This window comes from Runella zeae DSM 19591 (genome assembly GCF_000423565.1).
GTDB lineage: Bacteria > Bacteroidota > Bacteroidia > Cytophagales > Spirosomataceae > Runella > Runella zeae.
The window spans coordinates 308,276-325,523 of sequence record NZ_KE384037.1 but is presented as its reverse complement, the minus strand read 5'-3'; the positions used below and the strand labels follow the sequence as shown (position 1 = coordinate 325,523).

The window sequence follows — 17,248 nt, the reverse complement described above, 5'->3', positions numbered from 1 at the left end:
TCAGAAAAGACTGACCCGAACTTTTTCAGGAGGCAAGTGGCCTATTCCTAAAATAGTTGAGTAAAAACAATTGACATATGCGCTTTTAACGGTGAGTTTATTCCCTAAAAGTGCCTCTAAAAAAGGGATTTTAATCAGCAAATTTTATCTTATCAATTCTAAAGTTATGTATCCTAAACACCGTTTTTCCTCCGTATTTTTGGTGATTGCGGCTCTTTTTGTGTTTGGAGCTTCGTTTACGATTCTTCAAAAAACCGAGCCCGCTATCAATGGGCGCGATAACCCCAAAACCGAAAAATTAAAGCTTCAACCAGGTTTTGTGGCCGAACACCTCTATAGCCCTTCCGACAACAAACAGGGCTCGTGGGTAGCAATGACTTTTGACGACAAAGGCCGGATGATTACATCAGATCAGTATGGTACCTTGTATCGAATCGTAATTCCGGCGATTGGACAAGGCACAAAGCCTACTTCAGTGGAGCCGTTGAAAATTGGAAAAGGTACCGAGGTCGATACTATCGGTATGGGCTATGCCAATGGCTTGCTGTATGCTTTTAATAGCCTTTACGTAATGATTAACAATGGCAAAAACAACAAAACTTTTCCCAGAAGAAGTGGTTTGTATCGCTTACAAGACACTGATAATGATGACCAGTATGACAAAATTACTTTAATCAAGGAATTGGTAGGAGAAGGCGAACACGGTCCTCACAGCATTATTTTATCTCCCGATAAAAAATCGCTTTTTGTAATTGCTGGAAATCACACCGATGTGCCTAAAATGGATGCTTACCGCCTGCCTTCTAATTGGCAAGAAGATAACCTTTTTCCACTTATCAAAGACCCACGCGGCCACGCCAACGACCGCATGGCACCGGGTGGATGGATTGCCAATCTCGACCCTGAAGGAAAGCGTTGGGAGTTGATCAGTGCTGGTTATCGTAATGCCTTTGATATGGCTTTCAACGAAGTAGGAGATTTGTTTGTGTATGATGCTGATATGGAGTGGGATTTTGGTTTACCTTGGTATCGCCCTACGCGTATTTGTCATGCTACAAGTGCTAGCGAATGGGGATGGCGTACTGGAAATAGCAAATGGTCGGCTACTTTCCCCGACAACTTGCCTCCTGTAATGAACATCGGACAGGGGTCGCCTACCAACTTGATTCACCTTAAAGACGCCAAATTCCCAGCTAAATATAAAAGAACACTCTTGGCTTTTGACTGGAGCTTCGGTATCATGCACGGAATTCACTTGAAGCCTTCTGGTTCTACATACACCGCTGAGCACGAGGAGTTTTTGTCGGGTATTCCACTTCCACTTACTGATGGAGTTATTGGCCCTGATGGTGCTTTGTACTTCTTGACAGGTGGTCGTAGATTGGAGGCCGATATGTATCGCGTGTATTACAATGGAACTGAGAATACTGCCCCTGTAGCGGCGGCTCCTATCAATAAAGAAAATGAATTGAGAAGAAGCCTAGAGCGTTTTCATGGAGATCCTAATCCTGCGGCTGTTGCCACTGCATGGCCTTACCTAAAACACCCTGACCGCTTCATTCGCTACGCAGCTAGATTGGCGGTAGAGCATCAGCCCGTGGCCGAGTGGGAAGCCAAAGCATTGAGCGAAAAAGATCCTATCATTTCTATCAATGCGATTATTGCATTGGCTCGTCAAGGCAAACCTGAAAACAAAAGTGCAATGATTAAATCGTTGCTCAATGTCAATTTTAAATCATTGTCAGAATCTCAGCAATTGGATATTTTGCGTGCTTTTGAATTGGTATTTTTAAGAACAGGACAGCCTGATGCTGCTCAAAATGCCCAAATCGCAGCTTATTTGAGTCCGTATTACCCTGCTACAGGAGCTGATTTGAATCGGGCTCTTAGCAAAGCTTTGATTTATTTGGAAGCTCCTGGGGTGATTCCTAAGACATTAGCACTTCTTGAGGCTAAAGAGCAACCTACCAATCTTACCGCTGGAGGCTCTACCGCGACGGCCTCTGCTGAGTTGATTATGAGAAATCCGCAGTATGGTTTGGATATTGCCGATATGTTGAAAAACATGCCTCCCGCCCAGCAGACTTATTATGCGACTATGTTGAGTTTGGCTAAAAAAGGTTGGACCCCCGAGTTGCATGAGCGTTACTTTAAGTGGTTTTATAAAGCATTTAGCTACAAAGGTGGACGTAGCTACGTTGGGTTTATTGACAGAGCTCGCAAACTAGCTTTGAAAAATGTACCTGAAAACAAAGTGGCTTATTATGACAAACTTTCGGGTGGGGAATTGCTGAGCAAATCAGGTAATGATCTTGTGAAAATCACCTATCCAAAAGGCCCTGGTAGAAACTGGAAAATGGACAATGCTTTGCCTATCCTTGAAGCAGGTTTGACCAACCGCAATTTCCAAAACGGAAAAAATATGTACGAAGCTATCACTTGTAACCGCTGCCACAGTATGCGTGGAGAAGGTGGAAGTATTGGTCCTGATTTGACCCAACTAGGTACTCGCTTCTCAGCCAAGGATATGCTAGAGGCCATTATTGACCCAAGCAAAGCGGTATCTGACCAATATGCTGCTACGCATTTTACGCTTAAAAATGGGCAGTCGATTGTGGGTCGTTTGACCAACGAAGATGCTAATACCTATTATGTATCTCAAAACCCCTACGAGCCCGAAACAGTGGTGAAAATTCCGAAAAAGAATGTAGTTTCTCACAAATACTCTCCTGTTTCGATTATGTTCGGAAATCTCATCAATAGCCTCAACGAAGAAGAATTAAAAGACTTGATGGCTTATTTGATGGCGGGTGGAAACGAAAAGAATCCAATTTTTGCCGCCAAAACCGAAACAAAAAGCGGCGATAAATAATCTCCTTATGGCAGAAGTTTCATCTCGCCGTTCGGCACTCAAATCAATAGTGGGCAGTACAGCTTTGCTGGCTGCCCCTATTTCGCTTACAGAAGCTATGGCGGCTTCTGCCCAAGCTTTAGGTCCGGTATTGAATGGCCGCATCAAGCAATCGGTGTGCCGTTGGTGCTACAGCAAAATCCCCCTCGAAGACCTTTGCAAAGAAGCCAAGGCTATAGGGATACAGTCGATAGAGCTGCAAGGGCCTAAAGAATGGCCTATTATTCAACAATACGGTCTGACGTGCGCCCTCCCCAATGGCGCGGGTATGGGTATCGAAAAAGGTTTCAACAACCCCGCCTACCATGATGAATTGGTGGCTAGTTATGAAGCGATTTTTCCAAAACTTGTAGAAGCAGGTCTCAATACGATTATCTGTTTTTCAGGAAATCGTAAGGGTATTTCGGACGAAGAAGGCTTGGAACATTGTACCAAAGGTCTTAAACGCCTCATGGCCGCTGCCGAAAAGCACAAAGTGACGATGATTATGGAGCTTCTCAACAGCAAAGTCAATCATAAAGATTACCAATGCGACCATAGCGAATGGGGCGTTGAGTTGTGTAAGCGGGTAGGTTCGGAGCGTTTTAAGCTGTTGTATGATATTTACCATATGCAAATCATGGAGGGAGATATCATCGCCAGCATTAAAAAAAATCATATGTATTTTGGTCATTATCACACAGGCGGTGTACCTGGTCGTGCCGAAATCGATGACACACAAGAATTGAACTACCCCGCTATCATGAAGGCTATCGCCGATACGGGTTATCAGGGTTTTGTAGGGCAAGAATTTATTCCCAAACGCCCCGACCCAATCGCTTCATTGAAGCAAGCTTTCCAGATTTGTGATGTGTCTTGATATGCTTTGAGTAGTTATACTTCAACGGCCTCTGCTTCCAAAGCAAAGGCCGTTTTTGTTTTTGAGCGATTTTTCAAAAGGTTAGGTATGATATTAATCTCTCTGAATGCCATATTATGTAAATGTTGGATTAATTTAATCAAAATAATATTTTGCAAAAGTAGTTATTTTTGTTTGTTTTATATTGTTTTTTGGGTGTATCTAGGACTAAAAAAGAATATATTAGAATATACTTCCGTTTAACCCGATTTTAGTGTGCTTCACCCTATAAAAACAACGCTTCATCCTAATTCCCTTTTTTACCCCAGAAATAGCTGCCACTTTTGTAGAGTCAAACACGACATAACAGCCAAAAACAATAAATAATACAGCCAACTTTAAGACAAAACTAAATCATGAAAACTCTATTTGCCACCGCCGCTTTAAGCCTTCTTACATTGAGCACTATTGCAGAAGCTCAGAATGGAAAAAACCAAACAGAAATCGCTACTCAATTGGTAGCTTCGTTGCCTACTCAAGATTTTGAAATATATACCACTGCTTCTTATGTACATGTAAATGGAGCTGCTTTGGTAGCTTCTCTACCTATCGTAGATGAAAATGTACAACCAAGCATCACATGGTCAAATGCTCAAGCTTTGGTAGCTTCTCTACCCACCGTTGACGAAAATGTAGAAATGCCTACTTTGAGAAACGTTGGAAATTTGGTAGCAGCTTTGCCTACCGTAGATGAAAATGTGGAGATACCTTCTTTGAATAGCATCAACCCTAAAGCTTTAGTAGCTTCGTTGCCTACCGTAGATGAAAACGTAGAAACTCCTGCTTTGAAAGTAAATATGACAAAATGGATGGCTGCTTTGCCTATCAGCGATGAGCATATCCAAACAAGCGTAGTAGTAGATACTTACATCAAAGCTACAGACTTGAAAAATCATTCAGTATCAACTCGTTTGACTGAAGAATAATAAACTCGCTAGTTTCCAAATCAGATATAGAAGGCGTGTCAGAAAGAGATAAAACTCCGAAGACACGCCTTTTTTAGTGTTTTTAATGAAACGTATTAATTATTTTTTTCCATAAAAAACCACTATAGATTTTGGGTCAGCATTTGGAAAAGTAACTCCCAATTCTCCATTTATCAAAGAAGCGAGTTTAGTAGTGCCTTGGTATCCTTCTATTTCGCCGGAAGAAGATTTTTTTAGCGTTAAACTTTCGTGAGTAGAAAATGAATCACTGCTTTTGCCGGCCTTATCAGTGAGGGTAAACGTAATTCTAAAAGTAGCTGTCTCATCGCTGATTTTGATGACACTAATTTTTGAGGTCGCTGTTACACCAGAGGTGTTGGTAGCAGGCAGATTTACGCGGGTTGTACCACCTACGGTATAATAGGTACCTTTGTATTCACCCGCCATTTGATCAGCCAAAATAGGCTCTGGGTCTTCTTTTTTGCAGGATGCTAGCAGTACTATCAATCCGATAGTTACAAAGCAGAATTTGAAAGAGGATTTCATAGTAGTAATTCATTGAAAGGATGAATGCGTTTGAAGATACACTACAAATAGTCTTACAAAACTAGGCTTTACGAAACGCTTAAGTCAATCCTCTAAAAAGCGGATTTTAATAAAATCTGCCTTTTGGAGGATTTTATTAAATGGTTTTGTTTCAGAACTTTACGGTGCTAAATTAGAGGGAAATTGACTGCCTCTATTTTATGAAAAACACCTTTGCCCTTCTCATAATGATAGTGCTTTGTTCACGGGTATTGTGGGCACAGCAGGCTTATATTGATGAGTATCGAAAACAACTTGCCGCCGAGAAAATCGATACTTCTCGGATTCATATCATTGGCGATTTGGCAAGAATGCTAATCATGAACTCAGATACTTCCGAAGCGCTCAAATTGCTCAAGGAAGGATTGCAGCTTAGTCAAAAACATGGATATGATTATGGCTTGGGGCATATTTATAATGGTTATGGTATTTTATATCTAGAGACTTCACGTTTTGTGGAAGCAGAAGCATACTTTCAAAAAAGCCATGATTACTTTCAAAAAAGTGCAAAAGATACAGCACCTCTTGGAGTAGCTACTGCCCTTGCCAATCTTAGTCAGATTGCGGAAGAAAAGCGTGATATTGAAAAAGCCGTAGGGCTAAAATTAAAAGCGCTTGAAGTCTGGAATGCCACATCCTTTCCTGAAAGATATGTAGCCGTAGGGAATCTGTATGTAAGCATTGCGGGACTTTACAGTAAAGAAAAGCTATTTGAGAAAGCTATTTATTACAACAAAAAAGGAATTGACACGCGGCTTAATGCCAATATAAGAGATAGTGATTTGGCTACCTCTTACATTTTTTTGGTCAATGCTTTTATAAGAAATCATCAACTAGATAGCGCTTCGGCGTACTTATCTACAGTAGAAGAGATTGTAAATGAAATCAAAAGCCCTGTGCTCTATATGCGATATTATGGTACACTAGGAGAGATTGCTTTTGAAAAATCACAATTTGAAGCAGCACTGGAGAGTCATAAAATGATGCTTCAATACGCCCAACAATCCCAAAAAATAGCATATGAAGTAAGTGCGTATTTAAGTATAGGAAAGTGCTACCAAAAACTCAGAAAGTTTAAACAAGCTTTGCCTTTTTTTAGGCAAGCGCTTTTGATTTCCCAAAAGAGCAATCGCCTAGAAACCCAAAAAAATGCCCTACAAGGATTAGCAGAAGTATATCATCAACTAGCTAATGATAAAGCAGCATTTGAGTATTTATCCCAGTATTTGGTGTTGAATGATAGTCTCCAAGCAGAAGAAACCAAGGTGAAACTCAACGAAATTGATACCAAATATCAGACAGCTCAAAAAGAAAATCAAATACTAACTTTGGAAAAAGATAAACAGTATCAGAGAGCATGGATATATAGTTTGTTAGGAGGAATGCTGCTGTTGGCAGTAGTGATTGGATTTGGATACCAAAACCTTTCAAACCAACGTAAAATAGCCCAACAGCAAACTCTTTTAAAAGAAAAAGAAATACAACAACTCGAAAAAGAGCGACAACTATTAGCCACCAATTCAATCTTAAAAGGACAAGAAGAAGAACGAACGCGCGTGGCAAGAGATTTACACGATGGATTGGGAGGAATTCTGACAACGGTCAAACTAACTTTAAATCAAGTGAGAGGAAATTTTATTTTGCCAGAAGCTAGTGTGGGGCTATTTAGCCGCGTACTCGACCAATTAGACGGTGCTATCAATGAGATGAGGCGTGTTGCCCATAGTATGATGCCTGAAACCCTCGTAAAATATGGCTTACCTGATTCACTGAGGGATTTTTGTGAAGATATCAATGAAACAAGACAGATTAGAATCAAATACCAGTTTTTGGGAATAGACCAAAGATTAGAATCTTCGACAGAAGTCATATTGTACCGCATAGTGCAGGAATTAATCAACAATATCCTCAAGCATGCTCAGGCATCTGAAGCCTATCTGCAATTAGTAAAACAAGAAAGTGTGATTCATCTTACGGTAGAAGATAATGGAAAAGGATTTGACACGGCCACAATAAACCGTCATAAAAGTGCGGGTATGACTAATGTCGAAAATCGAGTGGCTTATTTAGGAGGCACGATAGATATCCAAAGTCAACCTAATGAAGGTACCTCAATCTTGATAGAAATCCAAGTTTAATAATGTCCGCTTTTTTATGATTAATGTCTTTATTGTGGATGACCATCCACTTGTCGTAGAAGGACTCAAGTCACTCTTGTATGGCATAGACGACATACAGGTAGTAGCCACCGCTGCTAATGCCTTTGAGGCTTTTGAAATCCTCCAAAAGGTCAATATTGATATTGCCTTTCTGGATATTAATTTGCCAGATGTCAATGGCATTGAATTATGTAAAAAAATCAAAGGAAAGTGGCCAAATATCAAGTGTATAGCACTTACTACTTCCAATGAGCGCACTATTATTGGGCGTATGATGCAAAATGGCGCAGTAGGGTATCTAATGAAAAGCTCTTCCAAAGATGAACTCATCAGGGCGATTAGGCAAGTGTATGAGGGAGGCTATTTCATGAATGTAACTATGAGCGAAACCGTCGTTGATAAGTCATTAACAGTGCCGTTTTTGACTCGTCGTGAAAAAGAAGTTCTTGGACTTATTGCTGATGGTATGACCAATGTCGAAATTGCGGATAAACTTTTTGTGAGTCCTACAACCATAAAAACTCACCGTGAAAACTTGTTGATGAAATTTGGGGTATCAAACACCGCTTCTCTTATCAAAGTCGCGGCCCAGCAAGGACTTTTAGAAGAGTAACAGTAGAACCCAAAAAGCCCAATTATTTTTCCTGACTGCGCCATTGTTCGGCTTTTTTTCCTACCCACCAAAACGACAGCGCTAGGATAGAAAAGAAAATGCCTTTGTGGGTACGGTCCCAAAAATACTCAAAATAGCGCGTATAAATATTCAACAAGAAAAACACTAAACATATGTCACGAAGCAGTTCGTTTTTGATTTTGAAGGCATAAACCGTAAGTCCAACAATCACAATCGTAAAACCTACAGCCCAATACCACAAGGTTTGCTGTTTGATATTTGACCAGCGCTCAAAATCATCGTAGTTGCCAAAAATAGAAAGCTGCCAAGCTGCCAACAAAAACAAAATAAGCCCAAATACATACGTAACTCGCTCAAACGAATAAAGAGGCTTGATTTTTTCAATCACCCATGAGCTTCCCCAAATAAATAACCCCACCAACGTCAGACTAAGTGGATAATTCATGCCCGCAAACCTAAAATGACCACCTGACCATTGGTAGGTTTGGGCCACCCACCAGCTTACCAATGCAAACAAAGCAACGGTCCAGAGAAGACTAGAAGGTAAAAAAGTAGCCACTAACGCATACGTCAACGTAGCTATCAACAAAGACGAACCATAATGCGAATCTTCTAAGAGCCCAAAGCTTCGGCTCCAATACGCAATCGCCACCGCCATACTGAGGGCAATCGTGATGGTGTAAGACTCATTGCTTATGTGCGAATGAGGATTTTTTAAATATCTTTTTCGGGCTAAGTAAATAAACGTCCCCGCTATCAAAGTGAATACAATGCCCACGCTTGCTTCCGAAAACTCCCATTGCTTGCGTAGGAGTTCAATCCATTTTTCATCAATGACCAAGGCTCCAAAAGCCAATAAACCGCACGAAACTGCCGAAATAAAAGCGTACCAAGTGATGGTATCGACGTTGGAATTCTTGATTTCGTAAGAATTACGTAGTTTGCTTGCTAACTCTGGGGAAATAGTTTGGGTAGTTACCCAATGTTGAATAGCGTTGTTGAGGGTGGCAGCTTCTTTTTTATCTAATTTCATACAGACTATTTTTTAGAATTATAAAGAGTAAAAAATCTCGTGCCAGAAGCGTAAGTGTGGCTGGATTTCTAAACTAGAAAAAAGGAAGCATAGACTAAAAGTTTTTCGAGTAAGCGGTCTCCAAATTTATGGAATCGTGTTTTTAGGCTAATTGCTTAGTTGTTTCTTCCCACCGCATTCGATAAGCATTCATAGCGGTTTTACCTAGTTTGTCGATAAGACGATAGTTGACCACCACGCCTACCGCTGCGCCGATTCCGGGAATAAGTTGGGCCATTTTGGCAAGGTCGATATAATCGCGATATTCTTGTTGAAATTGTCTCCAATCGAAAGCGTGGATATCTTCAGGTAATAATTTGCTTTTTTGTTCCCAATCTACCATCTGTAAATAAACTTCTTTGCGGCGCTGCTGACTCGAAAATGCCAATTGGAAAATGTGTAGGATATAAACGCGCTCACGGTAGTCGTCGATAGGGTAGCCATACTGAGCTGCAATGTCAAAAAGTAATTTTAGCTTGATACTAAGCAATAGGGGAAAGTCGGCAATCGCCAATAAGAAGCCTCCCGCTCCAGCTACACCACCCTCAGCAGCACCGGCGGTTTTGTAAAAAGTGATACGTTTGAAAACAGCGGCTTCGCGCAATTCGAAAGTGGGAGCAGGGCTAGGCTGAGGAGTGATGAATTCGGCTCCAAACAAAACAGCGCGGGTCATTTGTTTGATGGTGGTCGTAATGACCTCATGGATTTTCTCAGGGATAAGATTGTTGACCCAAGTCTGTACCGATTTGGCAAGCCGATTGACCGCCGAAGGCTTCCTGAGCATTTGACGTTGCCATTGTTTAAGTTCTTTGAGGGCGAGTTGTTCGTAAGGGGTCATAAATAAAAGCGCGATTTTGTGTTTTGATAAAGCTTTGTAAATCACTGATTTGTGTTTTTAAAATGATGGTTAATATACCAATACGTAATAAGGATATAAAAAAATTAAAAAATTTTTAGAAAAAATAGGATTAAAAAACACAATCTGTGCCATTAGTATATAGGAAGGTCGTTTGTCTCAATACGAAGATACGCATACATTTATTTCTAACCCTTATACTATTTTACCCTTATTGTTTTGTGATACCAAATCATCTACATACTACTCTCTGGAATGCTTTTCGTGAAGGTGACCGTAGTGCGTTTAAGCGTATTTATGAGTTGTATGCCCGAGATTTGGTAAGCTATGGTTACAAAATTACGGGCAATGTCCAATTGATAGAAGATTGTATTCATGACCTTTTTATTGAGTTGTGGCAAAGCCGTGGCAATCTCAGCGAAACAGATTCTATCAAGTTTTATTTGTTTAGGTCACTGCGTAACAAAATCACTCGGGTACAGCAGCGCGATGTATTTTATCAAGCTACGGATGTTGGAGAAATAGATACCACCGAAGAAGACGATTTTATCGAAAACCAACTCATCAAAAGCGAAGGTCATGAAGAAATGCTCCGCCAGCTCCGAGAAGGCTATCGAATGCTAAGTCCGCGTCAGCAGCAGGCCATTGATTTGAGATATACGCATCATTTTTCTAACGAAGAAGTAGCCCATATCATGGGCGTTAATTATCAATCAGCTTGCCGATTTATCTACACCGCCCTCAAAACCCTGCGCGAAACAGTACGCATTTTTTCAGTATTGATAGCCGTAGGTATGAACCATATTTTCTAATCGAAGTCAGAATACTATATCCATACCCTTTTCCTATTCTTTATTACATTTTACCCGATGAACTATTATCAATATACTGCCGAAGACTTTGCCGCCGACGACTACTTCAAGGAGTGGGTTTGTGCGCCGACGGTGGAGAGCGAAACTTTTTGGAGAAATTTTTTGCGAGATTATCCCGAGCGCTACTATCATGTAGAAGAAGCAAAGCGCTTGGTTGGAGGGCTTCAACATCTCAATCTTACACCTGATGCAGCGAAGTCGGTGCACCATATTTGGTGGCGTATCGAAAACACAATCAATAGCCTCGAAACACCTGTCATAGCGCATTCTTCCAATCGGTGGAATCCCCGTGTGTGGCTTGTGGCGGCTATGGTGGTAGTAGTGCTTGGGGCAGGGTGGATATGGTGGAGTGGCTATGACGAACACCGTACTGTATCGCCTATGGCAACGCCGTATGTGGCTGCTCCTGAGTGGGTAGAGGCTGTCAATGGAGCCGACAAAACCATGCTCATACAGCTGTCTGATGGTAGCATTGTGCAGCTAGAAAAAAACAGCCGATTGAAGTATCCCACCGAATTTGGAAAAATAAAACGGGAAGTGCATCTGGTAGGAGGGGCTTTTTTTGACGTACAAAAAAATCCTAATCGTCCTTTTTTGGTTTTTGCCAATGGTTTGGTTACTAGGGTGTTGGGGACGAGCTTCCACGTGAAGGCCTATCAAAAAGACCCTAATGTGACAGTGGCCGTCAAAACGGGCCGAGTGTCGGTATATGCTGATCGTCCCCATCCGGAGAAAGATCCTGAAGTAGCGGGAGTAGTACTTACTCCTAATCAAAAGGCGGTATTTGATCGTCAAGAAGCTACCATCAGTAAGTTGTTGGTAGAGGTGCCAGCTCTACAGCTACCACCTGCCGAAGTGGCTCATTTGGTGTTTGAAGCTGCCCCTGCCAAAAAGGTATTTGAGGCCTTAGAAAAAGCCTACGGTGTAGAAGTGTTATTTGATGAAGAGATTATCAAGAATTGCACCTTGACGATTAATTTGACTGACGAAAATTTATATCAAAAATTGGAAGTAATCTGTAAAGTGCTGGATGCCAGTTATAAACTTATCGACGGGCAAATCATCATTTACAGTAAAGAGTGCTAAAGACTACTAACCTATGCCCTGAATAAACATTAGTACTTAACTATTGGATAAACAGTGTGCTTATCATAAAACTATTCTTAAACCTTTAATGCTCATTTGATTTTATGACTTCAAACCCCTTACTCTTTTAATTAAAAAGCATCAGCAGTGTTAGGACCACTACTGATGCCACCGCCTCCTTGTGATTTTGGCCGATCAGCAAGCGTCTTTTGGTAAGACGTGTAGGAGGAGTTTTTGCTCAATTCTTAAACAAAAACAATCAAATCTAATGAAAAAAAAGGTACGTTTCAAACCCTTCGTGTATCACCTTATGAAAATTTCACTGATACAATGCCTACTGGCGGTGATTTTTACGGGTGTATCACTAGCTCGTGTGGCTAGTGCCCAAGAGATACTCAATCAAAGAGTGACCATCCATGTCGAAAATCAAGAAATTAAAAAAGCACTTTCGGCTTTAGAAAAACAGGCCAAAGTCCGTTTTGCCTATCGCCCAGCAGCCCTTCCGTATGATAAAAAAGTGACGCTTATTGCCTCCAATGAACCTCTAGCTCAGGTGCTTGGGCGACTCATTAAGCCCCTAAAGTTGCGTTATGAGATAGTGGGGCATCAGATTATTTTGAGTCGTGAAAAAGAAAATGAGACTCCTAATTCATCTTTAAATACTATTCCGAAAGTAAGAACGCTGCCTTTTGCCAAGCGGGTGAATGGAACCGTAACCGACGAAAACAACGCTGGCTTGCCGGGGGTGAGTGTAGTTGTAAAGGGTACTACTAGAGGTACTACTACCAACGCAGAGGGGCGGTTTGATATTGAAGTACCCAACGACAACTCTATTCTTGTATTTAGCTATTTGGGTTATTTTTCCCAAGAAGTGGCGGTAGGAAATCAGACTCAGCTCAATGTCTCTCTAAAAGTAGATACCAAGTCGTTGGAAGAAGTGGTAGTGGTCGGATATGGAGTGCAGCGTAAAAGCGATTTAACGGGCTCCGTAGGAACGGTGAAAGGCGAAACGCTTCAAGAGCGCCCTGCGGCTTCGCTCAATCAAGCTCTTTCGGGACGTATCACGGGGGTCAATGTCTCAGTCAATTCAGGGCGTCCGGGTGGGCGAGCTAATATCCGTATCCGAGGAAATACCTCGGTAAGTGTGGCCAACAATCCACTGTATGTAATCGATGGTGTGATTTTGAATGCAACCGATTTGGGAAATGGTAGTACCCCTATCGATTACATCAATCCCAACGACATCTCTTCCATAGAAGTATTGAAAGATGCTTCGGCCACGGCTATTTATGGAGCTAGAGGCGCCAATGGTGTTATCTTGGTGACCACCAAACGTGGTAGCCAAGATGGAGGCCGCGTAAGTTATGATACAGATTTTAGTATTGGTACCCTTCCGCGCAAAATCCCGTTGCTCAACTCGGCGGAGTTTTTGCGGGTGGAAGAAATCGCCTATGCCAATGCCCAAAAATACGACCCCGTAGGCTGGGCTGGTGGCAAATACGTAGATCCTAAAACCAAACGCACTAATCCTCTGCTATTTGATGCCAACGGCAAACCCCTATACGATACCGATTGGCAAGATGAGGCTTTCCGCAAGGCATTTACCCAAAATCACCAACTTTCTTTTACGGGCGGAAATTCCAAAGATAATTTTGGCCTATACCTTGGTTATCGCAACGAAGACGGGTTGATGCAAGGCTCTTGGCTCAAACGTTTTTCGGGACGTTTTGTGATGGATAGTCAAATCAAAAAATGGCTCAAAGTAGGTGGTAGCTTGAGTTACAATGACCAAAATGAAAGCCAAGTAGACCCGCTCGGTGCCGGTGGAATCATCGCGATGCGTCAGGTACTAGAAGCGCTGCCTATCATTCCTGTAAAATACCCTGATGGCCGCTGGGGTGGTAATGAAGACTATCCCGGTATGGAAGGTGGTGGCAATCCTATCCACGTGGCTACGGAGCGTTTGTATTATCTAAAAACCCAAACGATGTTGGGTAATATTTATACCAATATCAACTTAGCCAAAGGGTTGGAGCTAAGAACTACCCTCGGAACCAACATCATCAATCAACGAATAGATTACTACGGTGGACGGACTCTCAACTATATCTCTCGTAATCAGGGCGGTGATGCTTCCATTACCAATGAACGCCACAATTCTTGGCAGTTTGAAAACTATCTTACTTACAACAAAAAGATAAACAAAGACCATTCGCTCAATGCCTTGTTGGGGCTTGCTTGGCAGCACGTAGATAGATTCAATTCGGTAGCGCGTGCACAGCGTTTCCAAGATGACTATTTTCAGTTCAACAATCTTGGTGCAGGTGCGGTAGCCTTGGCACCTTCGTCGGGAGTGAGTGCGTATGGCTTGAACTCGTATTTTGGGCGTTTTAACTACAACTTAAAGGAAAAGTACTTACTAACCTTTACGGGACGTATAGATGGGTCTTCTAAGTTTGGTTCGGCCAATCGCTATGCGGTATTTCCGTCGGCAGCTTTGGCATGGAGGGTGATAGAGGAAGATTTTATGAAAAATCTGCCTTTTGTTTCCAATTTAAAACTGCGTACTAGCTTTGGCGTTACGGGCAACTCCGAAATCACCGCTTACCAAGCCTTGGCAGGATTGGGCAATTATTCAGTGATTTTCAATAATGCTCGTCAGATTGGGATTGGCGTAAACCGCTTGGCAAACCCAGATTTACGCTGGGAAAAAACCACCCAAGTGGATGCTGGGGTAGAAATAGGGCTTTTCAACAATCGCATCATGCTCGAAGCCGATGTGTATCGTAAGCTTACTACCGATATGCTTCTGAGCGCACCCGTACCGTCGAGTAGCGGTTTTACGACCGTTAGCCAAAACGTAGGAAGCATGGAAAACCGTGGGATAGAGTTGGGTATCAATACCGTCAATTTTGCGCGCCCTAATTTCTCATGGAATTCTACTTTCAATATTTCTATTAACCGAAATAGAGTAATTGCCCTCACAGGTGGCGCAGATATTTTCAATGGTTCTACAATCATCCGTGAAGGACAGCCTGTAGGTTCGTTTTTTGGATTTGTACACCAAGGTACTTGGAGCTTGAATGAAGAATCAGAAGCGGCCAAATATCTGAAAAAGCCAGGTGACATCAAATACCAAGATGTGAACGGAGATGGTCGTATCAACGACAACGACCGCGTTATTATCGGAAAAGGAATCCCTGATGGATTCGGAACCTTAATCAATACACTGGCTCACCGCAATTTTGAGCTTACCGTAGATTTGCAGTTTATGTATGGCAACGATGTGTTGTTTAGAAGTAAGCACTCCGCCGAAGACCGCACCGGTATCGCCAATAGCTTCAAGACTGTATTGAATGCATGGACGCCCGAAAATCAAAATACACCGCTCGCTCAGCTCAGACCTGTATCGGCAGGTTATAATACCAACAACGACACCGACCGCGTACGTGATGGCTCTTTCTTAAGAGGTCGCAACTTGCTGCTTTCTTATCGCTTCCCTACGAAGGTGATCGAAAAAATTCATCTCAATCGGTTAAGGGCATTTGCTTCGGTACAAAACTTCTTCCTGAGCACTAAGTATGAAGGCTATGACCCAGAAGTTTCTACTTCGGGCTCGGCTTTTGACCAAGGGGTTGATTTGTATGCTTATCCCAAACCTCGCGTTTTCATGGTGGGGCTAAACATAGGTTTGTAATCGTTGATTCACATTAAAGTAAACTCAAATGAAATACCATATAAAATTTTTCAGTCGATTGGCGATTTGTGGCACCCTGCTTTTTTCGGCAGGCAGCTGTTCGGAGTTTTTGGAAGAACCCGACCGCTCCAATTTCACCATGGAAAACTATTTTACGAAGCCCGAACACGCCGAAAGTGTGGTCAATTCCATTTATGAAAACCTTAGAAACGTATTAGGGGGAGGATTCAATGGCGCACCTTGGATGATGCTCGAATTTGCCACAGGTTTGGCCAATACCGAGCTAGGACAAGCGCAAAATAGTATTTTTGTTAGAAACTTGGTCAACAACTCTGATAATGGCTACGGTGCTACCTACTGGACCAACCATTATCGTGGTATTGCCAACGCAAATTTGGCCATTGCCAAAATCCCTGGCATCAATATGGACGAGGCCGCCAAAAAACGCTACTTGGGCGAAGCTAGATTTTTGCGGGCGTTGTACTATTATGAGTTAGTAAGGATGTTTGGAAGCATTCCGCTCATCAAAGAACCCGTGGATTTGAAATCGGCAGATTTGTACGCGCCACAAGCACCCGTAGAAGAAGTCTATAAGCTCATTGAGGCAGATTTGGTGGAGGCCGAATCTTCAGGACTACCCTATACCGATGCTACCGGACGGGTGTCGTTGGGAGCGATCAAGTCGCTCTTGTCGAGTGTTTATTTAACAATGGCTGGCTATCCTCTTCAAAAAGGAGCAGAATATTATAAAAAAGCCGCTGACAAGGCGCAAGAAGTGATTCAATCAGGGCGTTATAGTCTTTTTCCTTCGTACGATGACCTCCACAATCCCGCCAAGAAAAACACCGGCGAGAATATCTTCATGGTACAGTTTGCGGCCTTCATTTTGCCTTCCAATTGGCAAACGTCTATCATTCCTTATAACCAAGGAATTTCGGCTTATACCGACGAAACAGGAGCAATTTTTGCCAATAAAGAATTTGTGGAATCGTACGAACAAGGTGATAAACGCGTAGCAGAAAAACAATTTTATTATAAAACGTTTTCGCTGCGTAGCGACCGTACCAAAACCCGTGATTTGGGCGGTTATTATCTTTACAAACACTTCGATACAGAAGCGCAACTTTCTACCACAAGTAGCAATCTAAACTGGACTGTAATGCGCTATGCTCAGGTGTTGTTGACTTATGCCGAAGCCGCCAATGAAGTCGGAGGGCCCTCGGCGGCTGTATATGAAGCTGTCAATGCGATTCGTAAAAGAGCTGAATTGCCTGCTTTGGCTGGTTTGTCGAAAGAACAACTCCGCGAAGCTATCTGGCGCGAACGCTGGTATGAGTTAAGTTTTGAAAACATTACGTGGTACGACATGGTGCGTTTGCGCAAAGCATTTAATGTAAGTACCCGTAAATTTGAAGATTATGTAGGGCACAAATTCTCCTACGGACCGGTATTAAAAGAACGAGAGCTGTTGTTCCCAATACCTACTGCCGAAATCCGTAACAACAGCAAATTGAAGCAGAACCCGGGTTATTAGTTTTATAAATAAGTAGAT

The 17,248-nt window shown here is 42.2% G+C and carries 12 protein-coding genes; 9 read left to right on the top strand and 3 right to left on the bottom strand.

Translation table 11 applies throughout. The features are described 5' to 3' along the window. Positions 1 to 166 precede the first annotated feature (166 nt). The 3 genes from G563_RS0122220 to G563_RS0122205 all read left to right on the top strand — a co-directional run bounded on the left by G563_RS0122220 (position 167) and on the right by G563_RS0122205 (position 4,735). Entirely contained in the window at positions 167 to 2,872 is a 2,706-nt protein-coding gene (locus G563_RS0122220) for a c-type cytochrome (protein WP_028667250.1), read from the top strand. A 7-nt stretch (positions 2,873 to 2,879) separates the two neighbouring features. Continuing rightward, positions 2,880 to 3,770 (top strand): hydroxypyruvate isomerase family protein, encoded by an 891-nt coding sequence (locus tag G563_RS0122215; RefSeq protein ID WP_028667249.1) that lies wholly within the window; start codon positions 2,880 to 2,882, stop codon positions 3,768 to 3,770. Positions 3,771 to 4,165: 395 nt separating this feature from the next. Continuing rightward, positions 4,166 to 4,735, top strand: a complete 570-nt coding sequence (locus G563_RS0122205; protein WP_028667248.1) for a hypothetical protein — start codon at positions 4,166 to 4,168, stop codon at positions 4,733 to 4,735. A gap of 99 nt (positions 4,736 to 4,834) precedes the next feature. On the opposite strand, the gene G563_RS0122200 is transcribed toward G563_RS0122205, so the two are convergent. Further along, the gene (locus G563_RS0122200; protein ID WP_028667247.1) at positions 4,835 to 5,281 is read right to left on the bottom strand and encodes a hypothetical protein; all 447 of its coding nucleotides are present in this window, start codon (positions 5,279 to 5,281) and stop codon (positions 4,835 to 4,837) included. 200 nt (positions 5,282 to 5,481) lie between these two features. On the opposite strand from G563_RS0122200, the gene G563_RS35570 reads away from it, so the two are divergent. Together G563_RS35570 and G563_RS0122190 are read left to right on the top strand one after the other, a co-directional pair. Further along, on the top strand, positions 5,482 to 7,458 hold the full coding sequence (locus G563_RS35570; RefSeq protein WP_084650941.1) for a tetratricopeptide repeat protein: 1,977 nt from the start codon (positions 5,482 to 5,484) through the stop codon (positions 7,456 to 7,458). 16 nt (positions 7,459 to 7,474) lie between these two features. Continuing rightward, the gene (locus tag G563_RS0122190; protein ID WP_028667246.1) at positions 7,475 to 8,092 is read left to right on the top strand and encodes a response regulator; all 618 of its coding nucleotides are present in this window, start codon (positions 7,475 to 7,477) and stop codon (positions 8,090 to 8,092) included. A 22-nt stretch (positions 8,093 to 8,114) separates the two neighbouring features. On the opposite strand, the gene G563_RS0122185 is transcribed toward G563_RS0122190, so the two are convergent. Together G563_RS0122185 and G563_RS0122180 are read right to left on the bottom strand one after the other, a co-directional pair. Then, positions 8,115 to 9,146: a hypothetical protein gene (locus G563_RS0122185; protein WP_028667245.1), complete on the bottom strand. Its 1,032-nt coding sequence runs from the start codon at positions 9,144 to 9,146 to the stop codon at positions 8,115 to 8,117. A gap of 142 nt (positions 9,147 to 9,288) precedes the next feature. Beyond that, a complete protein-coding gene (locus tag G563_RS0122180; RefSeq protein WP_028667244.1) occupies positions 9,289 to 10,023 on the bottom strand; it encodes an EcsC family protein in 735 nt (244 codons plus the stop codon). 239 nt (positions 10,024 to 10,262) lie between these two features. Between G563_RS0122180 and G563_RS0122175 the strand changes: the two genes are divergently transcribed. The 4 genes from G563_RS0122175 (at position 10,263) to G563_RS0122160 (ending at position 17,230) form a co-directional block, all read left to right on the top strand. Further along, entirely contained in the window at positions 10,263 to 10,853 is a 591-nt protein-coding gene (locus G563_RS0122175) for an RNA polymerase sigma factor (RefSeq protein ID WP_028667243.1), read from the top strand. Between the two features lie 57 nt (positions 10,854 to 10,910). Then, positions 10,911 to 11,999 carry a FecR family protein gene (locus G563_RS0122170; RefSeq protein WP_028667242.1) on the top strand — a complete coding sequence of 363 codons (1,089 nt, stop codon included), beginning with the start codon at positions 10,911 to 10,913 and terminating at the stop codon, positions 11,997 to 11,999. 268 nt (positions 12,000 to 12,267) lie between these two features. Then, complete coding sequence (locus tag G563_RS0122165) at positions 12,268 to 15,696, top strand: TonB-dependent receptor (RefSeq protein WP_028667241.1); 3,429 nt, start codon at positions 12,268 to 12,270, stop codon at positions 15,694 to 15,696. Positions 15,697 to 15,724: 28 nt separating this feature from the next. Then, the gene (locus tag G563_RS0122160; RefSeq protein WP_028667240.1) at positions 15,725 to 17,230 is read left to right on the top strand and encodes a RagB/SusD family nutrient uptake outer membrane protein; all 1,506 of its coding nucleotides are present in this window, start codon (positions 15,725 to 15,727) and stop codon (positions 17,228 to 17,230) included. The last annotated feature ends 18 nt before the right edge of the window (positions 17,231 to 17,248 follow it).